The following is a 26539-nucleotide window of genomic DNA, read 5'->3' as shown; positions in this document are numbered from 1 at the left end:
TCTCAGGCTGCTCCGCCTCTTGTGGAAGATCGCTGGGATGTCTGCGTTTCAGGCTCCTTTATATGCTCGCCTCTCCTCTGTCCGGATCCTCAATCCGCTGAATATACCCCTTTTAAATATCTTTTTGTGTGGAAGGCACCACCTTCTTCAGCCCGTAAGGCAGCATGTGCTTCTCGAGCTAATATTCTAACCGTATGACCTGATCAGTGCACTTTTATAATGATGAACGCCGCCTAGCGGCACAGCAAAAAGGACGACATTTCCCCGTCATCCACTCGCAGCGGGTTATCGCCCTTTTTCGATAAAATCCAACATAAGGCTGACCTCACGGATGTGAGGCCAACCTTCCAGTTGTTTTTCCAATTACTTACTTATTTATGACTACGCATTTCCTATTCGTTGTTTTCCATCCATTGGAAATGGAAGCTGCCTTGTTGATCGAGACGCTCAAACGTATGCGCTCCGAAATAATCACGCTGTGCTTGCAGCAGGTTAGCCGGCAGTCTTTCTGTACGGTAGCTGTCATAATAAGCTAGTGCCGATGCGAAAGCAGGAACTGGAATCCCTCTTGTTACGGCAATGGCAATCACTTTTCTCCAAGCCTCTTGGTAGTTATCTACGATGCCGCCGAAATAATCATCAAGGAACAAGTTTTTCAGTTCCGGATCACGGTCATACGCATCTTTAATGTTTTGCAGGAAGCCGGCACGAATAATGCAGCCGCCACGGAAAATCATTGCAATACTGCCGTAGTTCAGGTTCCAGTTGTACTGGTCAGAAGCAGCGCGCATTTGCGCGAAGCCTTGGGCGTACGAAGCGATTTTGCTCGCGAATAGCGCTTTGCGGACCGCTTCAATAAACTCTTGCGAATCGCCGTCATAGCTCGATACCGCAGGGCCGTTCAGCTTCTTGCTTGCCGCTATGCGCTCCTCTTTCATCGCAGAAATAAAGCGCGAGAATACGGACTCGGTAATGATCGACAATGGAACGCCGAGATCAAGAGCGCTTTGGCTCGTCCATTTGCCAGTTCCTTTTTGGCCTGCGGAATCGAGAATTACATCGACCATCGGCTTGCCTGTAGCCGGGTCTGTTTTCGAGAAAATGTCAGCTGTAATTTCGATCAAATAGCTGTCCAGCTCGCCATTATTCCACTCGGTGAAAATGTTATGCAGCTCGGACGTGTTTACACCGAGTACATCTTTCAACAAATGGTATGCTTCGCCAATCAGCTGCATGTCGCCATACTCGATGCCGTTGTGCACCATTTTCACATAGTGTCCAGCGCCGCCTTCACCAATGTAAGTAGAGCAAGCATCGCCATTCACTTTCGCCGAAATAGCTGTCAAGATCGGCTCAACGAGCTCATAAGCGTCTTTTTGACCGCCTGGCATAATTGCCGGACCTTTAAGCGCGCCCTCTTCGCCGCCGGAAACGCCCGCACCGATAAAGCGGAAGCCTTTAGCTGAAAGCTCTTCATTTCTTCTTTGCGTATCAGGGAAATAAGCGTTGCCGCCGTCAATCAAAATGTCCCCTTGGTCTAGAAAAGGTACAAGCTGATTAATCGTATCGTCAGTTGGCGCGCCTGCTTTGACCATTATTAAAATTCTGCGCGGCGTTTCAAGCGAGTTTACAAATTCTTCGACGCTGTATGCACCTACAAAATTTTTGCCTTTTGCTTCTTCCAGAAGCTCATTTGTTTTTTCTGGGGAACGGTTGTATAGCGCAACCGAGAACCCTCTGCTTTCAATGTTTAAAGCGAGGTTTTTGCCCATAACGGCAAGACCAACGACACCAATTTGCTGTTTGCTCACGGAAATCTGCCTCCCAATCCTATTCAAGCTCTTTTTATATAAGCGTAAACGGCTGTCGCCATTTTCAAAATAAATGCCATATTACATATTACTTATCGCTTCAAACTCCCCTTCTTACAGGGAAGTTTTTTTCCAGTCAGCAGCAAATTTCTCCATGCCTTGATCGGTAAGCGGGTGCTTCGAAATTTGCTCGATAACCGCGAATGGCACAGTTGCAATATGCGCGCCAGCCATCGCTACGCGAGTAACGTGATCCGGGTGGCGAACCGAAGCTGCAATAATTTGCGCATCCAGCTGGTGCGTGCGGAACAATTCAGCAATTTTAGAAACCAATAGAACGCCATCTTCGGAAATATCGTCCAGACGACCAAGGAACGGGGAAACATAGGTTGCGCCAGCACGAGCAGCCAACAGCGCTTGGTTCACTGTGAAAATAAGCGTTACGTTCGTTTTTACGCCTTTTTTCGTCAGGTAACGGCAAGTTTCTAGTCCAGCAAGGTTCATCGGAAGCTTGATTGTAATGTTTTTATCGTTGTTGTTGATTTTGATTAGCTCGTCCGCTTCAGCGATCATTTCTTCAGCTGTAATCGCGTTAGGCGTTACTTCTGCAGAAACGGATTCAACCTCAGGCACGATTTGCAAAATTTCAGCAATACGGTCTTCAAATTTCACGCCTTCTTTAGCAACTAAAGACGGGTTAGTGGTAACACCGGACAAAACTCCAATTTTATAAGCTTTCTTAATATCTTCCACATTAGCCGTATCGATAAAAAATTTCATAGTCAATTACCTCCGTTTTTTGGGTTCATTTTTGATTTACATTTTAATTTTAAATTTGATTGCCCTGCATTTCAATTATTTCAATAATTCTTTTGCCAGGCTAACGACATTTTCCGTTGAGAAGCCAAAGTATTCCATCACCTGGTTGCCCGGGCCTGACGCCCCAAACGTATCAATGGACAACACTTTGCCGCTTGGCCCTGCATAACGCTCCCAGCCGAGCGAAATACCCGCTTCAATGGCGATACGGTTCGATACGGCATCAGGGAGAACGCTTTGCTTGTAAGCTGCTGGCTGACGCTCAAACAGCTCTCTGCTCGGCATAGCCACGACGCGAACGGATACGTTATCGTTCTCCAGCTCGGTTTTAGCACTTACGGCAAGCGATACCTCAGAACCTGTAGCGATCAAAATGACGTCAGGCTTCTCATTCGTTTCTGTCAGCACATAAGCGCCTTTAGCTACTTCTGCAACGTTAGCTTTCGTCGCTTCATAGATCGGCAGATTTTGTCTGCTCAGCACGAGCGCAACCGGACCATCATTTTGCTGCAAAGCATAAGCCCAAGCACTTGCCGTTTCATTGGCATCCGTTGGACGAATGACAGTGAGCCCTGGAATGGTGCGAAGCGCAGCCAAATGCTCAACTGGCTCATGCGTAGGACCATCTTCGCCGACTGCGATGGAATCATGCGTGAATACATACGTAACAGGCAGCTTCTGCAAGGCAGCCAGACGAATCGACGGGCGCAAATAATCGCTGAATACGAAGAAGGTGCTCACAAATGGTTTTACGCCGCCATGCAGCGCCATGCCATTGCCCGCCGCGCCCATTGCATGCTCGCGAACGCCGAAATAAATATTGCGTCCTGCATACGATTTAACCGCGAACGTCTCTTCGCCTTTAATGTCCGTCATCGTGGAATGCGATAGATCTGCACTGCCTCCGAAGATGGAAGGAACGGTCTTCACATAATGATTGATGGCTTCACCGCTCGCTACGCGAGTTGAAAGTGTTTTGGAGGCATCGAAGGTCAAAATGTCAGCCGCATCAATCGTTACGGAACCATCGATGACTTGAGCCAGTTCCTTGCCTTGCGCCGGATATTGTGCAGTGTAGGAAGCAAGCTGTTTGTTCCATTCCGCCTCTTTAGCTGCACCCGCAAGCTTCAACTGCTCGTAATGCGCTTTGACCTCAGCCGGAACGGTGAACTCTTCTTCATACTGCCAGCCATAAGCGGCTTTCGTTGCGATTGCTTCTTCCTTGCCAAGCGGATTGCCATGCGCTTTATTCGTGCCCGCTACTTTGCTTCCGTAACCGATAATCGTCCGGATTTCAATAAGCGTTGGCTGTGAATCGTTGTGCTTGGCAGCTGCAATTGCCTCAGCGATGGCCGAAGTGTCATTGCCATCTTCCACGCGGAGATATTGCCAATTCGCAGATTCCGCTCTTTTTTGAATATTCTCCCCAAAAGAAAGGTTTAATTCTCCGTCGAGGGAAATATCGTTTGAATCATAGAGCACGATCAATTTGTCCAGCTTCATATGGCCAGCCATCGACATAGCCTCGTAGGAAATCCCTTCCATCAAGCAGCCGTCGCCAACGAGCGCATACGTATAATGGTCGATGATTGGGAAACCATCCTGATTGAATTTTGCAGCCAGATGCGCCTCTGCCATTGCCATGCCGACAGCCATTGCAACCCCTTGGCCTAGAGGGCCAGTCGTCGCATCTACGCCATCCGTATGTCCAAACTCAGGATGGCCTGGCGTCTTGCTGTTCAGCTTGCGGAATTGCTTCAAATCGTCAAGCGACACTTCATAGCCGGATAAGTGCAGCAGGCTGTAAAGCAGCGCTGAACCATGGCCCGCCGAAAGCACGAAACGGTCGCGGTTGAACCATTTGGCATGACCGGGATTGTGGCTTAAAAATTTGGACCATAACGTGTACGCCATTGGTGCTGCCCCCATAGGAAGGCCCGGATGACCGGAATTGGCGCTGTTAATGGCGTCAATCGATAAAGTACGAATCGTGTCAATCGCTAACTGATCAATGGTTTGTGTGATAGGCATATTGTTGTCCTTTCTCTGTTTCAGATTGTTGTTCCAGCTTGGAATCGAACCACCAGTGGTAGCCATCCTGCGCTAGCAAAGCATCGGATTCCGCTGGCCCATAAGTACCAGCCGCATAATGATGAAGAGGAACCTGATTTTCTGCGAAAGCTTCCAAAATAGGCTGAACCCAGGCCCACGACATTTCAACTTCATCCCAATGCGCAAAAAACGTAGGGTTGCCGTTCAAAGCATCGTGAATCAAATTTTCATAAGCTTCTGGAAGCTCTTCCTTGTTCGGGTGAAAATCGATTTGAATCGGCTTGAATTCACCATTTTGCTGCGAATCCTTGGAATTGAGCTGAAGCGTAATGCTTTCATTAGGGCTCATTTCAATGACGAGCAGATTCGGAGCCACCCCTTCTTCGTTTACGGAAGGAGCTTGTTTTAACGGCTCTTTAAATTCAATGACGATTCGCGTCGATTTTTCCTTCATTCTTTTGCCGGTACGAATGTAGAAAGGAACGCCCCGCCAAAAGAAATCATCAATCTGCAATTTTGCTGCGATAAAGGTGTCATTCATCGAAGTTTCGGCAATCCCCGGCTCAGACTTATAGCCGACAACCGGCTTGCCCTGAATGCTGCCAGCGCTGTATTGTCCGCGAACGATGCTGAGGGCAACATCTTTCTTTTGCAGCGGTTCAAGAGCTTCCATCACCTGTTTCTTCTTAGAACGAACCTTTTCAGGGTCGCTCTTCTGAGGAAGCTGGATCGCCGTCATCATAAGCAATTGCAGCAAATGGTTTTGGAACATGTCTCTTAGTGCGCCGACATGATCGTAATAACCGGCTCTTTCCTCTACGCCGACCGTTTCATTCGCTGTAATTTGCACATTGGCAATGTAATGATTGTTCCACAGCGCCTGAATGACCGGGTTCGTCTGCTGCAAAGCCTCAAGACGCTGCACCATCGGCTTGCCGAGATAATGATCGATCCGAAAAACTTCTTTTTCCTCAAAAGACCGGCTAAGGCTTTCATTCAAATCGCGTGCAGATTGCAAATCATGGCCGAAAGGCTTCTCAATGACGAGACGCTTCCAGCCCTGCGCAGAGCCAAGCCCGCTAGCCTGAATGTTGGAGGCAATCGTTTCGAAAAATTCAGGCCCAACCGATAAATAAAACAGGCGATTCGGGGCAAGATTTAAAGCTTCCTCCCGCTGTTCAATCATGTGAAGCAGCTTCTGGTAATCTTCCTTATGGTCTATGTTCAGAACTTGGTAACGGAAAGCTTTTAAAAAAGCTTTTACGCTCGCCTCGTCCTTTATTTCCCGTCTGGAAAAATCACGGAGAGATTGCTCGACATTTGCCTGAAAGGTTTCATGCGTCAGCTCTCTTCGTCCAAGGCCAATCAAGGAGAATGCTTGCGGCAGTTTCTGCTCGATGAACAAATTATACAAAGCGGGGTAGATTTTTCTTTTCGCTAAATCCCCTGTCGCTCCAAACAACACAAAAGTGGTTGGCTCCATCTTCCGTTCTCCTTCCAATTCGTTAGCTATGGTTTCTTTTTCTTAGTTACACTATAATACGTTTAAGAGCCATACAAGTAATTAATATATTTAAGAGGAGGTATAGACCACATCTATGATCAATAATTACGAATTATATAAGGTTTTTTATTGGGCCGCTAAAACAGGCAGCTTAACGAAAGCTGCTAATGCGCTGTACCTCACGCAACCGAGTGTCAGCCACGCCATTAAGCAGCTGGAAAACAGCTTCGGCATCACTTTGTTTTATCGAAATTCCAAAGGAGTTGCGCTAACGCAGGAAGGTACGATCTTGTACTCCTACATCGAGCAGTCGCAAATATTGATAACCCTTGCAGAGGAAAAAATGGCTGCACTGAAAAATCTAGAGAGCGGCGAGCTGCGTATTGGCGGCAGCGATTCGCTGTTCAAGCATTATTTGCTGCCGTATTTGGAAAACTTTCATTATATGTATCCCGAAATTAGGCTTCATCTTAATCACGGCACGACGCCGGAAGTGATTTCTTTCCTGAAGGAAGGCAAAATAGACCTTGGAGTCGTTCGCATGCCGATTGTCGATTCCCAGCTGGAAGTGCGTGAAAGCATTCAGCTGAAGGATTGTTTTGTTGCAGGGGAGCGCTACGCGAAGCTGAAAAATGAAGTTTTGACGCTGGACCAATTGTTACAGCATCCCGTCATTCTTTTCTCCCGCAATAGCCGGGCGCGAATGGCCATTACAGAGCTTTTTCAAAGCTTCGGTTATATGCTGAAGCCTGAAATCGAGGTCGGCAGCGTCGATTTGCTGATCGAATTTGCCCGGAGAGGACTCGGCATTTCGTATGTAACGCGGGAATTTGTATCGAAGGAGCTAGAGGAAGGCTCGCTCTTCGAAATTCAATTGGATGTGCAGCTGCCTCCCTCCCATGTTGGCATAATGAAAATGCGGAATTTGCCGCTGTCGAGTACAGCTAGCCGATTTATTGAGCTTGTGCATTAAAGCTTTGTATATAAAATAAAAAGAGAAGAATTGAAAGTTAACTTTCGCTCCTTCTCTTTTTGAGTCCTCTTGCAAATTTAATTTGTTCCTTTTTTGCCTGATCATTTAAAAGCCCGATGGATTTATAAGATAACTCCCGCAGCGACTCTTCGTCCATTTTGGCAAGTACTCGCATAGCCGTGTCCATAATGTCGCTTTCCTCATGAGCAAGTTCGTTTTCTTTCATGAATTTTTCTAAATCATTGCGATTAATTGGATTTTCAAATTTCAGTCCAAAATGTTGGGCGGCGTATACAAAATCTTTATCGTTATTACTATAAAGCTGTGCATCTAAATCAATGCTTGTGGCTGCAATAATAGCGTCAGGCGATGGAAGCTTTTTGCCTTCTGACTCGAACCACAATATACGAATATCAGCTGCATTTTTAGCAACATTATCATTAATATGAACCATCAAACCCTCAGACTTTGGGTATTCAATATATTCTTCAATAACATCCTTATACGATAAATCTTTTTGTGTTCTGGGAATGGACAATAGTTCTACTTGGACGATTGTAGGCATTAAAAGCTCTATATCAAAGCGAAGTTCGTTAATAAGTTGAACAGCAGGTTGATATCCCCATGAAGCATAGATATAAATATTCGTGTCACAAATAACCTTCTGCTTATTTGACATCAAGTTCCTCCATGTCCGCATCTTCATCACTGATAGGATAAAGATCCTCGTCTTTCTCGGCCGGTTTTACTTTACTAAGCGCTTCTTTGGTTCGACGTACTGCTTCAATTTGTTTTTGATATTTGGGCACAGCAAATTGAGAGCGCACAATTAAATTTTTGCTGCTTCCAGGTGTCTCAAGCTTCTCAGTATCTATCTTCCCAAGCTTGATCCATTTGTAAACACCTTGGACGCTAATTCCGAACATCTCGGCGACTTCATCGGCACTGACATATTTGCTATTCTTCTCTTGATGCTCTAACGGGACGGCTAGTACATTTCGAGCTTGAATATAATCTTGTGCCTTCCTGATTCGAATAATCGCAGCGGCTCTTCGTAACGTTTCAAGTTCTTCTTCAACTAAAGTAACACTCGTTGTGAATACTTCAATCTCTTGAGCCAGCTCTTCACTTGTTTTTGCCATGCTGTTCACCTCCCATTCATTTTACTATACTTTTCAATCAATATAAATATTAAACCAAACAAACGAATTAAACTTATTAAACCAGCACTTTAAAGATCAAATATACCGAATTTGGCTTTGTTTCTAATCTTCCCCTCGATTAATCGCCCAAATATCCTCCACCATTACTTTGTATTTCAAGCAATCCCGCCCTCTTAAGCTCCTCGGCGTGAATTTCTGACAATGCTTCCAATAAACCCATGCCACGCTCAGTCACCTTTATAAAGATGCTTCTTTTATCCTCAGAATTCGGGAACCGGCTTACGAGCTCTAAATCTTCACAGCGCTTAATGAGCTCCAGGCAGGCATGCGGCGTAATTTGCAAACGCTCGGCCAGCTCTTTCGGCGTCGCATAGTCCCTCTCTGGAAATCCCATGATAGCTAACATAAGTTGATGGTATTGGGGAGTTAAACCTTTGCTTCTCGCTGCCTCTTCACTAAACCGAATAAACTTGCGAATGCGATATCGAAATAAAGCCAATTCTTCATAAACCTGCTTGGACAAACGGTTATTGGTCATATAAGGGCTCCTGCTTTTCTTCTAGTCTATCCCATAGCTGTCATTCATTCAATCACAACGATGAAGTGAAAATCATACCCTGATAAAGTCAAGTTTCCTCACCCAATGTAGAGTCAAACAAACAAAATTAAAATAAAAACGTTTTCATGTTATATAACATAACACAAACTCATTGACTTAGATCGTAGTGCGATATATATTGAGCATATCTAGTTATAATCCGTTAAGTTTGAAATCAAAAACTCACTTCTTTATCACACTCCTATTAACTTCTAACGCTGGTGGTGAACCTGCTTGCCTACTGAAAAAATAAAAAGCGTCTGCCCTTATTGCGGTGTTGGATGCGGCATTATACTTGAGGTATCGGAAAATCGTGTCATTAAAGTAACGGGAGACAAAGAGCATCCTACCAATTTCGGGCGATTGTGCACGAAAGGCAACACGTGCGCCGAAGCGATTTCGGAGTCAGGACGAATGGAATACGCTTATGAACGCCTCTCGCGCAAGGGCGAGCTGCAAAAATTAGCTATTGACGAAGCGATAAGCAAAACAGCAGCACAGCTGCGTTCCATACTTGACGAGCATGGGCCAAATGCCCTTTCCTTTTATGTATCCGGCCAGATGTCACTGGAGTCGCAGTATTTAATTAATAAGCTCGCCAAAGGCTTCGTGGGCACGAACAATATTGAATCCAATTCCAGGCTCTGTATGGCAAGCGCCGGCAGCGGTTATAAGCTGTCTCTTGGAGCGGATGGTCCGCCAGGCTCCTATCAGGATTTTGACCAAAGCGATCTTTTTTTCGTCATTGGCGCAAATATGGCTGACTGCCACCCTATTTTGTTTCTGCGAATGATGGATCGAATAAAAGCGGGTGCGAGGCTCATTGTCGTTGACCCGCGCCGCAATGCTACGGCCGATAAAGCATCCCTATATATGCAAATAAAACCGGGAACCGACCTGGCTCTGCTAAACGGACTTTTGCATCTACTGGTGAAAAATAATGATATTGACGAAGCATTTATTGCTGACTTTACTTCCGGCTGGGAACCGATGATTGCGTTTTTAGACGATTACCCTCCGGATAAAGTAGCTGAAATAACGGGCATCCCGGAGGAACATATTCGCAAGGCCGCGGCTTGGATCGGCGAATCGCCGAATTGGATGAGCTGCTGGACGATGGGCCTCAATCAAAGCACACACGGTACTTGGCACACGAATGCAATTTGTAATTTGCATTTGGCTACCGGCAAAATATGTCGTCCAGGCAGCGGCCCCTTCTCCCTCACCGGTCAACCCAACGCAATGGGCGGCCGCGAGATGGGCTATATGGGACCCGGCTTGCCCGGCCAGCGTTCCGTCCTCGTAGAAAAGGAACGTGATTTTATCGAGAGCCTGTGGAGGCTGCCATCAGGAACCCTTACAACCGAGGTAGGTACAGGAACCGTCTCGATGTTTGAGCAAATGCAAGCTGGTCAAATTAAGGCATGCTGGATTATTTGCACGAATCCCGTAGTGACGGTTCCCAATCGAAGAAACATCATTGCCGGTTTAGAGAAAGCCGAGCTTGTCATTACACAGGATGCTTTCCTTGAAACGGAAACGAATGCCTATGCGGATATTATGCTGCCCGGCGCGTTATGGTCTGAGGCTGAAGGCGTGATGATCAACTCCGAGCGTAATTTGACGTTGATGCAGAAGGCGGTAAAGCCGCCCGGCGAGGTGCTGCCCGATTGGCAGATCATCGCTCGTGTAGCATGTGAAATGGGCTTTGCCGACGCTTTTTCATATAGCAGCTCCGAGGAGGTTTATCAGGAAATTCAACAGGCTTGGAATCCCAAGACCGGCTACGATATTCGCGGCGCATCCTATGAGCGGCTACGCAGTACACCGCTGCAATGGCCGTGCGCTCCTGAAAGCGAAGCGGATCGCAACCCTATCCGCTATATCAACAATGGAATCAGCCAAACGTTGAAGCTCAAGGAAGATGGCAGTCTGCCGAGACTTGTATTTCCGACCGAAAGCGGCAAAGGCATCTTTCTCGCCCGCCCCTTTTTGCCTCCGGCTGAGCTTCCCGATATGGAATTCCCCTTTATCTTGAACACGGGACGCGTACAGCATCAATGGCACACAATGACGAAAACCGGTAAAATAGCCAAGCTGAATAAACTGAACCCAGGTCCCTTCGTGGAAATTCATCCCGAGGATGCGGCCACTCTTGGCATTACAGCTGATAATCAAGTCGAGATTCGCTCTAAGCGGGGGGTTGCTATTTTACCAGCTGTCATAACCGATCGGGTTCGTCCCGGCAATTGCTTTGCCCCGTTTCATTGGAATGATATTTTCGGCAAAAATCTGGCTATTAATGATGTGACCAACGATGCTATTGATCCGATCTCCTTTCAACCTGAATTTAAATTTTGCGCAGTGTCTCTTATTCGAGTCGCCGCTTCCGCAGAGGCTGCGCCGATTATTCATTCTGATGAGGAAATAACAGCCTCCCACTCGGCATTCCGCAGTGCGAGCAACGTTTATGAGGAGGAGATTTACATGTCTAAAGTCGATACGCTCGCCAGTATGCTTGGCATTGAATCAACATCTGTTATGACGCTGGAAAACCATGAAAAAACGTATGTGACCGGTTTTATTGCCAGCCTAAAAACGAGCGAGCTCCAGAGCGCGCCTGGCATCCCTGTTCTTCCTCCATCCGCGCCGCTGGAAGCCTCCAAAAAGCTATTTCTCGATGGGCTGCTCGCAGGCATGTTCTCCCGCACTTACTTGTCGGAATCCGGCGCAGCCTTGAGCGCTGCGGCAAGTACCGGGCAAGCGACGCTAGAACCGCCTGCACCATTTGTCCACATAAAAGATGCAGAAGCTTTGCGGATTACGATTGTATGGGCGTCTCAAACCGGAAATGCCGAGGAAGCCGCTCAAGCTTGCGCCAAGCAATTACTGGCAGCGGGTCATCATGTCCAGCTGTTAAACATGGATGACTACGATATGAAGAATCTTGCTAATGAACAGTATGTGCTATGCATCGCGAGTACATTTGGGGCAGGCGACCCGCCTGACAATGGCACCGGCTTCTGGCACTCCCTTCAAGCTGACGATGCGCCTAAGCTGCCGGGAGTGACATTCGCTGTACTCGGCTTCGGTGATTCCAGCTATGACTTATTTTGCGGGTTTGGACAACAATTGGATGCCCGATTCGAGCATTTAGGAGCCAAGCGCCTAATGCCGCGAACAGATTGCGATACTGATTTTCAAGAGCAGGTATCTGCATGGATCATATCGCTTGAAACAGCTTTGCAAAAAGCTCAGAAGGGCACCAGAACAAATGGCGCTGCGTCTTCTTCTGCACATGAGACTGCCATACAGGTTCACTATGATCGGAACCAGCCGCTTACAACCATCTTGCTCGCCAACAAGCCGTTAAGCAAGGAAGGCTCTGAGAAAGATACCCGCCATTATATTTTTGATTTAAAAAATACCGGGCTGCACTATGAGTCCGGTGACGCTTTAGGCGTTTGGCCAACTAATGCTCCTGCACTTGTGGATGAGGTATTGGAAGCTGTAAAGCTGAGCCCTTCCGAGAAAGTGTCCATAAAAGATATCGGAGAAATTTCATTGAGCCTCGCCCTTACCCAGCATTACGATATTACCCGAATCACTCCGAGCATTTTGCAAGCCGTATGCGAACGCACAAATAACGATGTTTTATCCCGGCTTTTAAGGAAGGAAAATCAGGAAGAATTAAAGCAATGGCTGTGGGGACGTCAGCTCGCCGATCTGCTGCAGGAATTCCCTTTCCCGATTCAAGCAGCTGAGCTTGTTCAACTGCTGAAGCCGTTGCAGCCGCGACTCTATTCCATTTCTTCCAGTTCAAAAATGAATCCGGATGAAGTTCATATTACCGTATCCACCGTTCGTTATCCGTTCAATGGCAAGCAGCGAAATGGCTTATGCTCCACCTTTCTGGCTGACCATGCGGAGAAAGCAGCTGGCGTACCCATCTTTGTTCAGAAAACCTCCCATTTCCGCCTGCCAAGCGATACTGATAAACCCGTCATCATGGTTGGCCCCGGAACAGGCATCGGCCCCTTCCGCGGTTTTTTGCAGGAGCGTCAAGCGACAGGCGCCAAAGGGAAAAACTGGCTGATCTTCGGAGAACAGCGCGCGGAATGCGACTTTTATTATAAGGAGGAGCTGGAAGCGATGCAGCAACGCGGCATTCTCCATCGTTTGGATACCGCCTTCTCACGAGATCAAGCAGAAAAAATATATGTACAGCATCGCATGATTGAGCACGGCGCTGAATTATGGTCCTGGCTGCAGGCAGGTGCCTATTTCTATGTATGTGGGGATGCCAGCAAAATGGCAAAGGACGTAGACACCGCACTGAAACAAGTCATTGAGCAGCACGGCGGAAAATCGGCGGCTGAAGCGGAGCAATATGTGAAGGAAATGGCCAAAGAGCAACGATATGCCCGCGATGTTTATTGAGCTAGTGCATACAGGGAGAGACGACCGCAACTATTGGCGGTCGTCTTTATTTTTCACACCTCCTATACTCTATCAAAATTACAAAAACTAGAATACTTGAATTAGAGTATAAATTTCTGGTATATTTGTAAATAACAATGGTAATTTGAATTGACCTGATGACTCTCTATTCCAGCAGCCTTACTATTGCGATGAATCAAAATCGTACAACAGTTTTCACCGCAGCGACTAAAGGAGGAATATGCAATGAATAACCATGTCATTTCTTTAGCTGATATTACGAGCTTTCAGTCTAAAGAAGAAGAGTTCAGCCCTTATAGTTGGTATCGCCGCATGTTGAATCAAGACCCGGTCATTTTTAATGAAGGATCAAATGCCTACCATGTATTCAAGTACGATTATGTGAAAACGGTGCTTAGTGATTTCAAAAACTTTTCCAGCGTTAGAACACGCAGCATCGTCCAGGTCGGTTATCAGAGCAATGACGACAAAGATAAAGAAATGGTCAAAACGTTTCCCGATCAGCTTGATATTCACAATGTTGATCCGCCAGAGCATCGTAAACGGAGATCCCTGCTCGCCGCTGCTTTCACACCAAGAAGCCTGCGGTTATGGGAACCGCGCATTCAGGCTGCTGTCGATGAATTAGTGGCCCAATTTGCCGATCAATCACAGGTGGATATCGTTGAAGCCTACACAAGCGTATTGCCAGTTGTCGTCATGTCCGACCTGCTTGGCGTCCCTTCCAAGGACCGCCTCTTATTCAAAGCATGGGTAGACAAGCTGTTTTTGCCGACAACTCATGAAAACTTCGATGAGATTAATGAATTGAAAAAGAAGGCCGGCGACGAATATTATCAATACCTTTACCCGCTCGTTGTAGCGAAGAGATCCCATTTAGAAGATGATATTATATCCGACTTAATTAGAGTAGAAGTAGATGGCGGGCATTTTACAGATGATGAGATTGTACGCACGACGATGTTTTTACTTGGGGCGGGGATTGAAACAACGAGCAATCTGCTGGCTAATTCCTTTTATGCTTTTTTATACGACCAGCCCGAGCTGTATCAGGAACTCAGAAATAATCCCGAGCTTGTTTCTGACGCGGTTGAAGAGCTGCTCCGGTTTCGGTTTCACATTAGCAAAATGGACCGGACTGTGAAGGAGGATAATGATGTGCTAGGGGTTCCGCTCAAAAAAGGGGATACCATCGTGGCTTGGATGAGCGCAGCGAATATGGATGAAAGCATGTTTGAAGATCCTTTTACATTGAACATTCACCGGGAAAATAACAATAAGCAGCTCGCATTTGGCTATGGCGCCCACTTTTGTCTAGGAGCACCTCTAGCAAGGCTGGAAGCCACTCTCGTTCTTACTACCTTTTTAAAAACATTTTCCAAAATTGAGCCCGATACAACCTTTATTTTGGAAGACAGCCTTGTTCCTAGTGCTGCCGGACAAAGCTTGACTCGATTGCCTATCCAGCTTTTTAAATAAAAAATACCGTTTGATGCTGCTTCATTCGTTTCATGCAAAAAAACTGCCTAAGCAAGCTGCCTTCGATATGGAATCGGAGTCAGCTTGTCCACGCAAACCTATACATAAACCTCTTCATCGAGTGAAGATAAAATGCCTTCATCAAACAATTCAATTAAAACATTGGCAATTTGTGGATCGAAATGCATGCCGCTTTGCTTTTTCACCTCTTCAATCGTTTCCTGAATCGTCCAGGCTCTCTTATAGGGACGTTCATGTGTAAGCGCATCATAAAAATCGGCAAGCGCTACAATTCGTGCTTCCAGAGGTATTTCTTCCCCATTCAGACCAAACGGATAGCCGGAACCATCCCATTTTTCGTGATGGGATTTCGCTATAATCCCCGCCAGCTTCAGGATAGAAAATGTGCTTCCTTCCAAAATGCTGGACCCAATAATCGTATGAGCCTTCATTTGCTCAAATTCATGAGGCTCAAAACGCCCGGGCTTCAGCAAAATCTCATCGGGAATACCGATTTTTCCGATATCATGCAGCGGTGCCGCTTTGCGAATACGATCAGCGTCCTCTTCCGAAAGCCCCAAACGGCTGGCAATAAGCTCCGCAAGCCGTCCGACCCGCAGCGTATGCCTGCCCGTCATATCATCGCGATATTCTCCCGCGCGCCCAAGCAGCAGCAACATTTCCAGCTTTGCCTTTTGCAGCTCCTCCGTCCGCTCCAACACTCTCATTTCCAACGTATTTTTATGCTGTTGAATCTGATTGTGCAGCTGACGGGTTTTGAGCAAATTATTAATTCGCAAAATGACCTCGGTCCGGTCATACGGTTTAGTCAAAAAGTCATTCACTCCCGCCTCCAGGCAGCGCCTCTTCACTTCAGGAGTGACATCAGCGGTAAGCATCAAAACGGGCAAATAACTGTCGGCCGAAAGCTGCTCACGAATGAGTGTCAATACCTGCAGTCCATCCATGCCCGGCATATGCATGTCCAACAGGATAATGTCCGGCTCAATTTCCAATAGCTTTTGCTGAATCTGGAGAGGATCCATTATACTATATATATGAGTAAACCCTGAGCGGACCAGAATCCGTTCTAAAAGCGTAATGTTGAGCTCCTGGTCGTCCACGATTAATATTTTTGCGCGTGAAATGTCCTCCATCGTTCTTCTCCATTCTGTATTCGTGAAATGCCTGCTTACGCTTTTTCTTTCTCCAAAGCAGCCTTCATCTTCTCTAGCAGCCGCTCAAGCACAACCGGTTTCGTATCAAAATCGTCACAGCCCGCCTGATAGGCCTTATCCTCATCGTTCGTCATCGCATGAGCGGTCAAGGCGATAACGGGAATATGCTTCGTAAGAGCTGAGCTTTTGAGCATGCGGGTTGCCTCCCATCCATCAAGCACCGGCAAGCTCAAATCCATCAATATTAAATCCGGAACCATCTCTTCAGCGAGATCTACCCCTTGCCTGCCATCTTCAGCCGTTATGATGCGATACCCTTTGCGCTCCAGCCGCCGGGATAACATATCGCGATTCATCTCATTATCTTCAATCAGCAGAACGGTGTTCATCGTTTAGCAGCCTCCCCATTACACCATTTGATTAAGCACTTTAGCCTGCTCTCCCAGCTTGCCTGCGGCCTCACTAATTCCTGTAAAGTCCCCTACAGCCTGCTCGATTTCATGCTTGCTGCTTATAATCGCTTCTCTGGAGCTTTTTGAGCTACCGCTAACCTTGTCCACCTGCTTTGAAATTCCTTCCAGCGAATTTTGAATTTCGCTAGCAGCCCCTTGAACATGCTGGGCAAGCTTTTTGACTTCCATCGCTACAATATTAAACCCGCGGCCATGCTCCCCTGCGTGCGCAGCTTCAATCGCTGCATTCAAGGCAAGCAAATTCGTCTGTGACGCAAAATCCCGAATCGTCTGGACAATCCCTCGCACAGCTTGCGTTTGCTGCTCCAGCGTTTGCAGAAAATCGATTTGAATCGCATTATCGCTCACAACATGCTCAATAACCGAGGCGACTTGCTCGCTGCGATTGATGCCTCTTTGGGTCCGCTCCAGCAAATCCGCTGCCATCTGCTGCAATTCGTCGGTCATTTTGACTACGGCCTGCTCGCGCGCAGAAATATCTGTTGCAACCTTTACGACGGCAAATGGAACGCCCTCTTCATCACAAACAGGCATATAGGTCGCTTCAAGCCAAATACTCGCTCCGTCCTTTGCCAACCGAACAATTTTCTCTTGAAAGGCTGTGCCTTTGCGCAAATTTTCCCAGAACTGCTTGTATTCAGCACTATTGGCAAACTCGGGCCTGCAAAACTGCCGATGATTTTTCCCTGGCAATTCATGAGCTGCATAACCCATCGCCTTGGCAAACTGCTCATTTGCCCACAGCACCTCTCCTTGCAAATTAAATTCGATCATCGCCAGCGACTGCTCTAATGCGGATAGAACCGCCTTCCCATCAAGCACCTGCGTACTTTGGGAAACTAATTTCACAACGTCATTCACTTGCTATTCCTCCTATTAAAATTATCTATCAGGTTGATTCATGATTCGCTTGCGGTGCAGCCTCTGTTTTATTCTCCTTGGCAAGAGCCATCAATCGGCGAATTTCCGAAAGCAGCGAATGGTATTCGAGTTTTTCTTTTTGGATAATATTTTTGGCATAGCTGTTTAATTTTTGCCGTTCTTCCTGTGTAATCGACTTAGCTGTCACAACGACAACCGGAATCTCGTTCCATTCCCCGTGCTTGCGCAGCTCCGAAATAAATTGAAAACCATCCATTTCCGGCATCATAAGATCTAGTAAAATAAGGGAAGGCATTTCTCTTGCCATATGCTCTAGTGCGAGCCTCCCATTACGGGCTTGCGCAACGACATATCCTTCTCTCTGTAAAAGCTTGGTCATCAGCTCGCTTGTCGTCGCATCATCCTCAATGACGAGAATTTGGTGATCGTCGCTTTGCTTAATATATTTGTCCATCACCCGGATCATCCGTTCCCGTTCAACCGGCTTGGTTAAATACTCGGAAACGCCCAGCGTGTAGCCCTGCTGTCTGTCGCTAGTCATCGACCAGATAACGACGGGTATATCGGCAAGTTCGGCATCATTTTTAAGGGCATTAAGCACACTCCAGCCATCCATATTGGGCATAAGAATATCTAAGCAAATGACTTTTGGCCGCAGTTTTTTGGCCAGCCGCAGCCCCTCTGAACCATTATTCGCAAATGCTAGCGTCCACCCTGTTTTGGCTAGGTAACGCTCCATCAGCTCCCGATTGAACACCTCGTCATCAATTAGCAAAATGCTCGTTTGTCCATGCTCATCTACCGTATGTACAGGTAGTTCAGCTATAGGATAAGACAAATGAACGAGGGTATCCTCCATCGTATTCGGCAGCCAGCAAATAAACGTTGTCCCTACGCCAAAGCTGCTTTCTACCTGAATATCGCCGCCCATAATTTGGCTAAACCGCTGGCTTATAGCTAGTCCAAGCCCTGTGCCGCCATATTTGCGGGTAGTAGAAGCATCGGCTTGGGTGAAGGGTTGAAACAGCTTTTTCAGTTGATCTGGGGTCATGCCTATTCCCGTATCCTGAACGCTAAAGCTGTAGCCTTCTCGCTGATTGCGCGTTTCCTTCCGCACCTCAAAGGTAATAAACCCCGATTCCGTAAACTTGTTGGCATTGCTCAGCAAATTAAAGAGAATTTGCCGCAGCTTTGTAATGTCGGCGGTAATGTTGCCATTTTCTCCGCAATTCATTTGCAGCTTATTTCCCTTCCCAATCGCAAGCGGACGTATCGTAGTCAGTACATCCTGCATTAAGCTCGGTAGGCTGCAGGTCTCCGGGTGCAGTTCCATTTTGCCGGCTTCAATTTTAGAAATATCTAAAATATCGTTAATGAGCGCCAGCAGATGGTTGCCAGCCTTGCTGATTTTAGAGAGGTCCTCGACGAAAACAGACTCGCCAAGCTCCTCCGCTTCTTCCTGAAGCATCTCGCTGTAGCCAATGATCGCGTTCAGTGGAGTACGAAGCTCGTGACTCATATTGGCCAAAAACTGGCTTTTAATCAAGCTCGCTTCAATCGCCTCGTCATGCGCTTTGGCAAGCTGTTCCGTTCGTTCGGCAAGCGCAGTTTCTGCCTTGACCCGATCGGTAATATCGGTACGAATGGAGATGAACTGATGAGGAATGCCATCTTCACCGAGAAAAGGCACAATCGTCGTATTCATCCAATATTCACTGCCGTCCTTAGCGCGGTTTTTGACCTCGCCTTTCCATACATGGCCTTGTTTAATCGTTTCCCACATCACTTTGAAAAAAGCTTTCGGATGAAAACCCGAATTAATGACCCGATGCGTTTTCCCGATTAATTCTTCTCGTTCATACTTGGAAATGACACAAAACTTCTCATTTACGTAAGTAATAACTCCCTTATTGTCCGTAATGGCAACAATTGAGGATTCATCCAATGCATTTTCAATATCGCGCAAGCTTTCCATGTTTTGCATTAATTTCAGTTCATTGTGTTTGCGTGTCGTGATATCGCTGCCAATCGCCATATATTTATAAACAATGCCGTCATCATCAGTGAACGGCAGAATCGTCATATTCACCCAATATACGCTGCCATCCTTGGCCCGATTTTTCACTTCTCCCTTCCACACTTGCCCGTCGCTGATCGTTGCCCACAGCTCTTTAAAAAACGCTTGTGAATGAAAGTCGGCATTTAAGACCTTATGGCTGGAGCCGATCATTTCATCTCTCGTATATTTTGAAATCTCACAAAAATAATCATTGGCAAAATGGATGATACCTTGTGCATCCGTTATCGAAACGATCGAGGATTGTTCTAGAGCAGATAAAGCGTAGTTTATATCTTTTATGTCTTTGAGTTCTTTTAACATCTGTGTTTCTCCCATCCTACGCAAGTAAGTCTACTCATTACTATACGACAATATTTTGAAACATTTTTGAAAGATGAGAATCGCCCTGCTTTTTTTATAGGAGAGGCCTGATTATTAGAGCTTTTCCTGTCTCAGTCCATCTGTTCATACGCTTCTCCAACGATCAAACCACAACCGGATGGAGTCGTGCGGCTCCATATCCAGCTCCTGTAGCAGCATTTTTCGCAATAGCTCATACTGGGCTTCGACCGAACGCCGATCCTCAAGAGAATCATAAATGCGCATCAGCTCAAAATAAAGACTTTCTTCCGTTGGAAGCACACTTTGCATTTCTAAATAATGTTCGGCAGCCGCTGGGAGATTATTGCTTTCAATAAAATAATTCGCAATTTGTTTGGCATGCGACAGCCATTTCATCCGGAGCCGCTGCTTCTCGGTCTCTGCCCACAAGTAAGCATATTCTGCGAGATAATCGCCTTTATACTGGGCGGACAATTGCTTATGCTGCTCCAGCGATTCGCTCGTCAAAGGCGGAGCAGCATCCATTTGCCGCTCCCATTCCTCAATATCAAGCGGGAAGCCGTTTAAATCCAGCCGGTAGCCTTCATCGACGTTTTCAATGCGAATGTTCAACTGCTCATCCTGTAGCAATTTGCGAATTTGATAAATCGCCGTATATAATTGCGTAATTCCTTTTTTCCAATCAATATCCGACCATAATTGGTCGACCAGCGTCTGTTTGCGGATAGGCTTTCCGCGCAAATGCAGCAGCAAGCTGAATAGTTCCTGAGCCTTTAACGTCTTCCAGCGCAGCGTTGCCGAGCCGCCCGTCGCCCGCTCAAACTGCAAAGAACGAAAGCATTGAACCCGGACCCAGTCCTGACGGGGCGCAGCGGGCAGCTGACTGCCTGCTCTTTGCAGCAGCCGTTCGGTTGTTTGAGCTAGGCGCTTCAGCTGAATGGGCTTCAATAGATAGTCTACAGCGTTAAGATCAAATGCCTTAACCGCATATTCTTCATATACGGTTACAAATACAATTTGCGTATGCGGGCGCTGCTGCAAAATTTTCTCCGCCAGCGCTATGCCGCTCATCTCCGGCATTTCAATATCCAGAAAGACAGCATCCGGTGCCAGTCTGCTGATATCGGCAAGCGCCAGCCTTGGATTGCGATAGGAGCCGATCATTTCAAGCTCTGCAAAGCACGCAAGCTCCTCGGCCAAATGACTTAATGCTAGCGGTTCATCATCAACCAGTATAACTTTCATGTATACCTACCTTCTCCATGGGCAATCGGATGCATATTTCCGTACCTTCTCCCGGACGGCTGGAAATCGTTAATCCGTAACCAAATAATTGTTTCATCCTGCGGTCAATATTGGCCAGGCCAATTCCACCAGTTAGGGGCGCTGCTTCCGCATGGGGCGGCAACTCAGCTGGCATGCCAACCCCATTATCCTTCACCGTAATCAGGATGTCTCCGCCTTCCTGCCAGACACAAATTTCAAGATGCCCGCCATCCGCTCTGCGCATAATGCCATGCCGAACCGCATTTTCCACCAAAGGCTGAATCGTCAAGGGCGGAATCCAGAAAGACAGCTCTGTCATCACTTGAATATCAAACGTCAGCCAATCCTCGAAACGAACCTTCTCAATATGCAGGTATGATTTCACCAGCTTCAGCTCACGCTCAAAAGGCACCAGCGGCTCGGAGCTGTCAAAACGAAAGCTTTCCCGCAAATAATGCCCGAATTCCGTCAATAAATCCGTCATTTTCTCCGGCTGTTTTTTACTTAAAGCGGCAATCGAATTTAACGTATTAAATAAAAAATGAGGCTTGATTTGCGCCTGTAAAAAGGCCAGCTCCATCTGAATACGCGCGCCGACCGAGCGCTTCAATTGCACCAGCGTCAAAATCCGCACTCGAAGCTCTGACCACTCGACAGGCTTCACCAGAAAATCATTCGCTCCCGCTTGGCTCGCCGCTATCGCGTGATCGGAATAGCCAGCGGACGTCATGAGAAGAATGGGAAGCTCAAAGCTGGTAAAATGCTCACGGATATTCCGGCATACGTCAAGCCCCGACATATCCTGCAAGATGCGTTCTACAATTACGAGATCCGTATCCCGCATATGGTGAAGTCGCTTAAGCGCTTCTCTGCCTTTTTTAACAATGGTTACTCGGTATTGATCCATGGCAAGCAGCTTCACCAAAACATTGATGTTTAATGAATCGTCGCTTACGATCAGAATTTCAGCTCTTTCTGTTTCCTGACTCTCATATAGCTTGCGACTTCTTAATCGCTGATCCACTAGCCCCTGTGCCTGCAAGGACAGATCCACACTGTTTCCATGAAATTCAGGAAAGCTGCCGGCACTGGATCCTGCCAATAGCTCTATAGCAATCGGAAGCGATAGACCGATGACAACCTCCTGGGCCAAGCCAGAGGCGACGCTGATTCTCCCTTGATGCAGCTTAACCAGCGCATGGACAAGGAATAGTCCCAGATGCTCATCATAGGGCAGCGGTCTGCTCGCTTCGTCCTCCAGATGCAGCATTTTCACAAGAGTCGCGGCTGTATCGTCCGTTATCCCCGTTCCCTGCATGATGATTTCAAGTTCCATCCGATTGCTAAGCACGCTTGCCTTCGTTGTAATTGTACCTTCAATGGTCAACTTCAGAGCGGACTGTATAAGTCCGGTCAATATTTGCTGCAAACGCTGCTCATCCGCTACAATTGGCGGCAAGCCCTGTGGAATCGTATTCATTAATGTAATCGAATCGCTAAATACCAAGTAGCGGGTACGTTCAATGACTTCACCTACAACAGATGGCAAATGAATCGGACGAACCGTAAGCGCAATGCCCGCTTCAAGCAAACGGGCAAAATCCATCATATCGTCTACCAGCCTTCTCATCGTCCAGCCTACTGAAGTAATCAGCCGCAAATCATGAATTTGCTCCATGGACAAGCTCTCATCCGCATGCAGACGCGCTTCTGCAACGCCAATCATGGCATTTAAAGGCGTAATCATCTGTTCGGAAATACCCGTCATAAATTCAGACTTAAACCGATTCACCCGATGGAGTTCCAAAGTAAGCGCCTCATTTTTTTGATAAGCCCGAAAAAACTGGTGCAAAAACAAATACGAAATTGCGATGCTAAACCCGATCATTTGCACAAAATACCATAGGGTTAACTCACCAAAGCCAAACAGCACTAGCGAATTAAGCAAGGCTTGTGCCGAAAAGAGGCAAAACGACCAAAACTCATAGCGATTTTGCTCGTCCCCGCTGCGTAAGTTTCGTAAAACTACGAGAAGGATATATATATGTACAATAAAAGAGACCATTAGCCACAGAGGCAGCAAGCGGGTAGAAATAGCCGTCGGCATGACGAGTATACAGGCAGCCATTGCGGAGGAGATGACGAGCAAACCTCTCTTGAACAGGCGGTTGACGCGCTGCTCATGTCGTACAGCTAAGTACATGAACATGCCTACCAATATGGAGATTGAACATAGCCAATATACGGTGACCGTCATTCGGTAAGGCATTTCCGGCCAAATGGCCAGCAGCCACCTCGTCCCTTGAACAGAGTTTAATAGCGCCGTACATAAGAAAAAGAAGGATAAATAGATCCAGCCGCTGCCCCGGTCCTGTAGATGCAGCACACCAAAATAAAGGCCAAACACGATAAAAAAAGCAATGGTGCCAAATTCGAAAGCGGCAAATTGCTGCTGCTCCTGAACGATTAAATCTGGCGGCCCCATCCGAATCGCTTGAATGATACCCCCACTTGTTGCATGATCGAAATTAGCTACCTGTACGAAAATATCTATGCTATCCGTTCTAATTTGCGTATAGGCAATATACGGCTTGATTTTCCCCTTATACTGCTTTAAACCATCATCAAGGGCGCCGCTCGCTCCAATTTCTTCTCCATTGATCAACAACCGATGCGCGCTGCGGATAAGCGGTACCTGAAAGGCTTGAAGCTCTGGCTGATGCTCGCCAAATTGTATGCGAAGATGATAGGTGCCATATCCGAAAGCTTGACTATCGTACATATTCAAGAGCATATTGCTCCAATTTCCAGGAACATGCGCCTGTTTGGATAACGGGCCTGTCTTTGCTTCTGCCATGTCCCCCCACAGCTGCTCCGGATAAAAGTCCCACTCCCCCTTCAGCTTAATGACCTTCTGACCGAACCCGTCCCATTTACTTAAGTCGAGCACGCCATTTCTAGCTTCCGGCTGTTCATCCCACTTCAATTGAGAGGCAACATTAGCCCCAATAAGCAATAGCAGAATAAATCCTAACATGCCAAATAATGCTTTGTTTTTCATATTTCAATTTCTCCATATATAAAGTTCCTTGTTTATGTTTCATCATAACATGATTAATGTGATAACACACCGCCATACTATAGCATTAAAAAAGCATCTGATCCGCAGATCAAATGCTTGAATTCAACCATCGTTACGGAAAGATTCCATGCTTCATTGCAGCTTAAAAGCACTTCTCCAGCACAGCCCGATTTTCCCGGCTTGCTTCGCTTTGTACAGCACAAACGTCCCGCCTTCCAGCCTTCCCGCAACGACTTCTCCCTGCCTTCCCATAACCGAAAGCAAATCGGCGATATACTGAAGACAGGAGTCACCCACGTTAAAGCCCTGCAGGGCATTATAAATACGCAGATCATCCATATCAACCATTAAAAGGGCCACCGAATAGCCGCGCTCTGCGCCTTCTCTCACATCGTCAGCCAGCTCCTTATAAAAGGCTTGGCGATTAGGCAGTTCGGTTAAAGGATCCGTTGTCGTGAGCGATTGCAGCTGCGTTAACATGTCGGAATACACATTTTCCATATTGGCATCTGTTTGATGTTCCCGGGCAATGGCCATGATGGAGTTCTCGCCTCCATACACGACTGATACGAGCATGAACTCAAGAACGATCATTTGACCATCCGACTTGTTTATCCGGCCGATAACGGTTGTTATGTTTAAAGGGTCCTGTTCCAATTCTTGAAACTGCGCCTCAAACTCGGCCTGGGAGCTGTCATGCACGAAGGACATAAACGGGCGTCCCATAAGCGTTTTGGCAGCGACTTCTCCGAGCAGTCTCGCCGCCTGGCTGTTCGCGTAAACAAATGCACGATTGGTTAAGGTGAAAAAGGGTACAGACGAGGCTTCCATGAGCTGAATATAGCGTTGTTCGTTTTTGCGGACAATGGCGGAATTGTGCATAGCTAAATATTGGGCTTGACGAAGCTGCTCCTCCGTATGCCTCATGACGATGCTCTTAAGCTCAGGCAGCATTCGCAGCTCTTGATCCGACCAGGATAGCGCCGTTGACTCAACGACCTGTCTCCATTTCTCGAAAGATTTACGCGGTGACAGACGAATGCCGTCATCGCCTTGAATAACCGCTTTTGCCGGATCGCCAGCCCAGTGAACGACTTGTACTTGCTCGGGCCGGAACCACATAATAAAGTTTTCATGTCCTGGAGACAACGCCAAATATAGTACGCCCGAAGCAAGCTCTTTGTAGCTTTTCGCCAAATCAAGCACCACACTAAGACTTGAAGTCTGATACACATGATCTAACGATTGCTCGGCCAGCCATTGTGCCAGCTTCTCCACCTGCGCTTCCGTCGGCGTCTCCCCAAGCAGCAGCAGCTTTTCCTGGTAACAGACCGCCGCTCCTGTTGCGCTCATCAAATTCAGCAGGTTCGATTCCTCTTGCTTCAACTGGTCCATAAGGCGAATGGGATTATTATCCCCCACAAAAATACTGGCAAGATGGGAAGCCCATTTCCGCAATCTCGCTTCACGCTCATATTCGTCAAGCTGCTGCCGCTGAAACCATTCACTGGAGAAAAAAGAACCGAGAAAATTACACAAATTGCGGACCCGATGAGAAATATATTTACGCGAATAATGATGGCAAGTAATTAATCCCCACAGCTGATTATCATGAATCAACGATATGGTCATCGTTGCCCCACACCCATGTTTTGCAAATATTCAATAAGCATGGGCGATACGCTGCGAAGCACCGACAGGCTAAGGTTAAGTGATTTGCCCGTGAGCGGTTGAACGGCAGGCACAATTTCTACCGGATCATAAGCTACATCTACGATGACGCGAAGCCAGTTGCGCAAATACAGCTCCCTCGCCTGCTTGGGAATATCCGATGCGGGATAATGGTGGCCGAAAAAAGATTCAAGTCCCTCATCCTTGGACTCGGCGATCACCTTGCCGTTCCATTCCTTATCGAACTCATAGACCATGACCCGGTTATAATCCAATATTTTGCGGATTTCCTCAGCAGCTACCTGGCTCGCTTCAGCCCGATTCTCTGCATGCTTTAGTTTTCCGAAAAAATGGCGAATCCAGCCAAAATCATCATGATCCGGCCCCTGATCTTCCGATACCGGCTCTAGTTCCACGATAATGAGCCCTTCGCTTTCGTGGACAACACAGAAAAAGTCGGACGGTTTCCCGCCGACTTCAATTGTAACATTCAAATAATTTAAGTCAGATGTGTTAGATGCTGCCAGTTCGCGATCCGAAATCTCCTTAACCGACTGCTCTCCAATGAGCTCTGCCAAGGAGCGCCCCAACAACCCCTCCGAAGATATGCCCAGTAATTCGCTTGTATTGCGGCTGCATTGCACAATCTCGTTAGGAGCATCCATTCTAGCTGCCAGCAGCACGCCATGCTTTGAATATAGCCTGGAATATGTATCGGTTCCTTAT

General features: G+C 47.0%; 18 protein-coding genes. 3 read left to right on the top strand and 15 right to left on the bottom strand.

Annotation, left to right across the window (positions count from 1 at the left end):
- Positions 1–392: 392 nt before the first annotated feature.
- From gnd to zwf, 4 genes are all read right to left on the bottom strand, one after another.
- Positions 393–1811, bottom strand: coding sequence for an NADP-dependent phosphogluconate dehydrogenase (gnd, locus tag AC6B99_RS11600; RefSeq protein WP_056035689.1), 1419 nt, complete (start codon positions 1809–1811; stop codon positions 393–395).
- Positions 1812–1925: 114 nt separating this feature from the next.
- Positions 1926–2591 carry a fructose-6-phosphate aldolase gene (gene fsa, locus AC6B99_RS11595; protein ID WP_046230868.1) on the bottom strand — a complete coding sequence of 222 codons (666 nt, stop codon included), beginning with the start codon at positions 2589–2591 and terminating at the stop codon, positions 1926–1928.
- Positions 2592–2666: 75 nt separating this feature from the next.
- Complete coding sequence (gene tkt, locus AC6B99_RS11590) at positions 2667–4655, bottom strand: transketolase (RefSeq protein WP_496663486.1); 1989 nt, start codon at positions 4653–4655, stop codon at positions 2667–2669.
- Positions 4639–6165 (bottom strand): glucose-6-phosphate dehydrogenase, encoded by a 1527-nt coding sequence (gene zwf, locus AC6B99_RS11585; protein WP_056035685.1) that lies wholly within the window; start codon positions 6163–6165, stop codon positions 4639–4641. The genes tkt and zwf overlap by 17 nt, the downstream gene beginning before the upstream one ends.
- 115 nt (positions 6166–6280) lie before the next feature.
- Between zwf and AC6B99_RS11580 the strand changes: the two genes are divergently transcribed.
- A complete protein-coding gene (locus AC6B99_RS11580; protein WP_056035684.1) occupies positions 6281–7159 on the top strand; it encodes a LysR family transcriptional regulator in 879 nt (292 codons plus the stop codon).
- 37 nt (positions 7160–7196) lie between these two features.
- On the opposite strand, the gene AC6B99_RS11575 is transcribed toward AC6B99_RS11580, so the two are convergent.
- The 3 genes from AC6B99_RS11575 to AC6B99_RS11565 form a co-directional block, all read right to left on the bottom strand.
- Positions 7197–7838: a type II toxin-antitoxin system VapC family toxin gene (locus AC6B99_RS11575; RefSeq protein ID WP_056035681.1), complete on the bottom strand. Its 642-nt coding sequence runs from the start codon at positions 7836–7838 to the stop codon at positions 7197–7199.
- Positions 7828–8301: a helix-turn-helix domain-containing protein gene (locus tag AC6B99_RS11570; RefSeq protein WP_494860562.1), complete on the bottom strand. Its 474-nt coding sequence runs from the start codon at positions 8299–8301 to the stop codon at positions 7828–7830. Before AC6B99_RS11570 ends, AC6B99_RS11575 begins: the two co-directional genes overlap by 11 nt.
- A gap of 139 nt (positions 8302–8440) precedes the next feature.
- Positions 8441–8860, bottom strand: coding sequence for a MarR family winged helix-turn-helix transcriptional regulator (locus tag AC6B99_RS11565; protein WP_056035674.1), 420 nt, complete (start codon positions 8858–8860; stop codon positions 8441–8443).
- Between the two features lie 294 nt (positions 8861–9154).
- On the opposite strand from AC6B99_RS11565, the gene AC6B99_RS11560 reads away from it, so the two are divergent.
- Positions 9155–13360 (top strand): sulfite reductase subunit alpha, encoded by a 4206-nt coding sequence (locus AC6B99_RS11560; protein WP_496663392.1) that lies wholly within the window; start codon positions 9155–9157, stop codon positions 13358–13360.
- A gap of 246 nt (positions 13361–13606) precedes the next feature.
- Positions 13607–14860 carry a cytochrome P450 gene (locus AC6B99_RS11555; protein ID WP_496663391.1) on the top strand — a complete coding sequence of 418 codons (1254 nt, stop codon included), beginning with the start codon at positions 13607–13609 and terminating at the stop codon, positions 14858–14860.
- Positions 14861–14958: 98 nt separating this feature from the next.
- Here the strand turns inward: AC6B99_RS11555 and AC6B99_RS11550 are convergent, their stop codons facing one another.
- The 8 genes from AC6B99_RS11550 to AC6B99_RS11515 all read right to left on the bottom strand — a co-directional run bounded on the left by AC6B99_RS11550 (position 14959) and on the right by AC6B99_RS11515 (position 26496).
- Positions 14959–16017 (bottom strand): HD domain-containing phosphohydrolase, encoded by a 1059-nt coding sequence (locus AC6B99_RS11550; protein ID WP_496663390.1) that lies wholly within the window; start codon positions 16015–16017, stop codon positions 14959–14961.
- Positions 16018–16052: 35 nt separating this feature from the next.
- Entirely contained in the window at positions 16053–16427 is a 375-nt protein-coding gene (locus AC6B99_RS11545; protein WP_496663389.1) for a response regulator, read from the bottom strand.
- A gap of 18 nt (positions 16428–16445) precedes the next feature.
- Positions 16446–17372 carry a methyl-accepting chemotaxis protein gene (locus tag AC6B99_RS11540; protein WP_496663388.1) on the bottom strand — a complete coding sequence of 309 codons (927 nt, stop codon included), beginning with the start codon at positions 17370–17372 and terminating at the stop codon, positions 16446–16448.
- 28 nt (positions 17373–17400) lie between these two features.
- Positions 17401–19773, bottom strand: coding sequence for a hybrid sensor histidine kinase/response regulator (locus AC6B99_RS11535; RefSeq protein ID WP_496663387.1), 2373 nt, complete (start codon positions 19771–19773; stop codon positions 17401–17403).
- A gap of 144 nt (positions 19774–19917) precedes the next feature.
- A complete protein-coding gene (locus AC6B99_RS11530; RefSeq protein WP_056035653.1) occupies positions 19918–21039 on the bottom strand; it encodes a response regulator in 1122 nt (373 codons plus the stop codon).
- Positions 21020–24121: a hybrid sensor histidine kinase/response regulator gene (locus AC6B99_RS11525; protein ID WP_496663386.1), complete on the bottom strand. Its 3102-nt coding sequence runs from the start codon at positions 24119–24121 to the stop codon at positions 21020–21022. The genes AC6B99_RS11530 and AC6B99_RS11525 overlap by 20 nt, the downstream gene beginning before the upstream one ends.
- A gap of 153 nt (positions 24122–24274) precedes the next feature.
- Entirely contained in the window at positions 24275–25774 is a 1500-nt protein-coding gene (locus AC6B99_RS11520; RefSeq protein ID WP_496663385.1) for a diguanylate cyclase domain-containing protein, read from the bottom strand.
- Positions 25771–26496 (bottom strand): hypothetical protein, encoded by a 726-nt coding sequence (locus AC6B99_RS11515; protein WP_496663384.1) that lies wholly within the window; start codon positions 26494–26496, stop codon positions 25771–25773. The genes AC6B99_RS11520 and AC6B99_RS11515 overlap by 4 nt, the downstream gene beginning before the upstream one ends.
- Positions 26497–26539 lie beyond the last annotated feature (43 nt).

It is taken from the genome of Paenibacillus liaoningensis, assembly GCF_059609455.1.
The sequence above is the reverse complement of the archived record's forward strand: the minus strand, read 5'-3'. Positions and strand labels throughout refer to the sequence as shown.

Excerpts from the sequence above, each read along its gene's own strand:
- zwf (WP_056035685.1), bottom strand. The coding sequence starts at position 6,165 with ATGGAGCCAACCACTTTTGTGTTGTTTGGAGCGACAGGGGATTTAGCG.
- AC6B99_RS11550 (WP_496663390.1), bottom strand. The coding sequence starts at position 16,017 with ATGGAGGACATTTCACGCGCAAAAATATTAATCGTGGACGACCAGGAG.
- AC6B99_RS11580 (WP_056035684.1), top strand. The coding sequence starts at position 6,281 with ATGATCAATAATTACGAATTATATAAGGTTTTTTATTGGGCCGCTAAA.
- AC6B99_RS11535 (WP_496663387.1), bottom strand. The coding sequence starts at position 19,773 with ATGTTAAAAGAACTCAAAGACATAAAAGATATAAACTACGCTTTATCT.
- AC6B99_RS11530 (WP_056035653.1), bottom strand. The coding sequence starts at position 21,039 with ATGAAAGTTATACTGGTTGATGATGAACCGCTAGCATTAAGTCATTTG.
- AC6B99_RS11555 (WP_496663391.1), top strand. The coding sequence starts at position 13,607 with ATGAATAACCATGTCATTTCTTTAGCTGATATTACGAGCTTTCAGTCT.
- AC6B99_RS11575 (WP_056035681.1), bottom strand. The coding sequence starts at position 7,838 with ATGTCAAATAAGCAGAAGGTTATTTGTGACACGAATATTTATATCTAT.
- AC6B99_RS11570 (WP_494860562.1), bottom strand. The coding sequence starts at position 8,301 with ATGGCAAAAACAAGTGAAGAGCTGGCTCAAGAGATTGAAGTATTCACA.
- fsa (WP_046230868.1), bottom strand. The coding sequence starts at position 2,591 with ATGAAATTTTTTATCGATACGGCTAATGTGGAAGATATTAAGAAAGCT.
- AC6B99_RS11565 (WP_056035674.1), bottom strand. The coding sequence starts at position 8,860 with ATGACCAATAACCGTTTGTCCAAGCAGGTTTATGAAGAATTGGCTTTA.
- AC6B99_RS11520 (WP_496663385.1), bottom strand. The coding sequence starts at position 25,774 with ATGACCATATCGTTGATTCATGATAATCAGCTGTGGGGATTAATTACT.
- AC6B99_RS11525 (WP_496663386.1), bottom strand. The coding sequence starts at position 24,121 with ATGAAAAACAAAGCATTATTTGGCATGTTAGGATTTATTCTGCTATTG.
- AC6B99_RS11545 (WP_496663389.1), bottom strand. The coding sequence starts at position 16,427 with ATGAACACCGTTCTGCTGATTGAAGATAATGAGATGAATCGCGATATG.